This is a genomic window from Vibrio sp. 10N.239.311.G01 (assembly GCF_041465805.1).
GTDB classification, from domain to species: domain Bacteria; phylum Pseudomonadota; class Gammaproteobacteria; order Enterobacterales; family Vibrionaceae; genus Vibrio; species Vibrio crassostreae_C.
In genome coordinates this window covers 1-1,524 of the sequence record NZ_JBFSRM010000068.1, presented here as the reverse complement: position 1 = coordinate 1,524, position 1,524 = coordinate 1, and the positions used below count along the sequence as shown (strand labels likewise).

Below are 1,524 nucleotides of genomic sequence, written 5' to 3'. Positions count from 1 at the left end.
TTGCCAATGCTGAAGAAGCTATCATTCACGCGGAAAGCATTCCCGATTACTTCATCTTTGGCATTGCGCCATCAAGTGGTTTTTTATCTGACTTAGATAAAAGCATCATTTTAAATGCCATGTCACTAGGAATGAACATCGTAAATGGCTTACATGAATTCCTAACTGATGATCCTCTATTTTTAGAAGCTAGCTTAAAGAATAACGTTCGAATATTCGATACTCGCAAACCCAAAAGTAAAGGCGATCTGAAAACGTTTAGCGGGAAAATACATAACGTTAAATGTCCGAGAATTGCTGTAATGGGGACGGATTGCGCGCTAGGAAAACGAACAACAGCAACAATATTAGCGAATGAACTGACTAGAAAAGGCCTTAACGTCGTTCTGATTGCCACTGGTCAAACAGGTATTATGCAAGGCGCACAATACTGCGTTGCACTCGATGCTGTCCCTTCACAATTTTGTGCCGGTGAGTTGGAATCTGTCATTGTACAGGCCTATGAAAAAGAAAATCCGGACCTGATTATTATTGAAGGGCAAGGAGCCTTGAGTCATCCTGCGTTTTCAACCAGCGCATTTATCTTACGTGGCAGTTGTCCAGCGGGTGTGATATTGCAACATGCTCCTAAACGTTTATATCGTAGTGATTTTCCTGATTGCCCAATGCCTTCGATTGCTTCAGAAATCAATCTTATCGAAACGTTTTCTAATACCGATGTTATTGGACTAACACTGAATCATGAAGATATGTCTTTAGATGAAACCTGTCGTGCGATAGACAGCTACACTACCGAATTTGGTATACCGGTTACTGATGCATTATCACAGCCTGTCGAACATCTACTGCACATCGTAACGTCAGCCTTCCCTATGATAGCAAGAAAACTGGCCGCAAAAGGGTGAACTGCCCTAGATTAGACATTGATTGTGGGAAGATTCACCATAACGCTCAGTACCTGATCACTCAGCTCTCACTAAAAAATATATCCGTTACACCTGTAACAAAAGTCTTCCTCGGCCACCCTATCATCGCACAAGTTCTTATTGATGCTGGCGCAACAATGTTAGCCGATTCAAGAATGGAAAACCTTCAAAAGATGACTGAATCAGGCATTGCTATCCCTAAAATGCTGATACGTACGCCCATGCTAAGTCAAGTGGCGAGTGTAATAAAATACAGTGATATGAGTTTAAATTCTGAAGTTGAAGTAATTCAGAGGCTTTCACATGCAGCGGAACAACAAAATTGCCGTCACGGTATCATTATTATGGTTGAGCTTGGCGATCTCAGAGAAGGTGTGATGCCGAATCGCGTGATTGATTTTATCCGAGAGATTATTTCTTTACCGAACATCACGATAAAAGGAATTGGTGCGAATTTAGCCTGTCGGTATGGCGTCGCTCCAAATGAACAAAATATGAATATTCTTTCTGATCTTGCCGATGGAATTGAAGCTACATTTGGGGTCAATCTAGAAATTATTTCAGGGGGTAATTCTGCTTCAGTTAACTGGGCTCTTCA

Annotated in this window: 2 protein-coding genes; both read left to right on the top strand. The window is 41.5% G+C overall.

Going from position 1 to position 1,524, the window contains the following annotated elements:
* Window positions 1-905 (top strand): DUF1611 domain-containing protein (locus tag AB6D06_RS22395; RefSeq protein ID WP_372111913.1); only part of this gene is annotated, 905 nt, incomplete at its 5' end.
* A partial coding sequence (locus AB6D06_RS22390; protein ID WP_372111911.1) for an alanine racemase occupies window positions 902-1,524 on the top strand: 623 nt, incomplete at its 3' end. The genes AB6D06_RS22395 and AB6D06_RS22390, both read left to right, overlap by 4 nt.